Here is a 221-nt window from a genome sequence, read left to right as displayed (position 1 = left end):
TGGTAGGGCTGGTTGGACTCGAACCAACGACCCCCGCGTTATCAACACGGTGCTCTAACCAGCTGAGCTACAGCCCCAAATGCTGTTCTTCTTGATTGACAGTCGATAAGTGTGAACGCTTGATGAGCGAGTTATTGCTAACTCAGTGCTACTCTAGAAAGGAGGTGATCCAGCCGCACCTTCCGATACGGCTACCTTGTTACGACTTCACCCCAGTCACG

1 tRNA gene and 1 rRNA gene are annotated in these 221 nt (G+C 52.0%); both read right to left on the bottom strand.

Annotation, left to right across the window (positions count from 1 at the left end):
- A tRNA-Ile gene (locus F8197_RS28435) sits at positions 1 to 77 on the bottom strand.
- 80 nt (positions 78 to 157) lie between these two features.
- A 16S ribosomal RNA gene (locus F8197_RS28430) occupies positions 158 to 221 on the bottom strand; the annotation flags it as partial.

Source organism: Duganella sp. FT27W (assembly GCF_009295655.1).
GTDB classification, from domain to species: domain Bacteria; phylum Pseudomonadota; class Gammaproteobacteria; order Burkholderiales; family Burkholderiaceae_D; genus Rugamonas; species Rugamonas zoogloeoides.
Note: the sequence above shows the minus strand (reverse complement) of the source record. Positions and strands in the feature narration are given on the sequence as shown.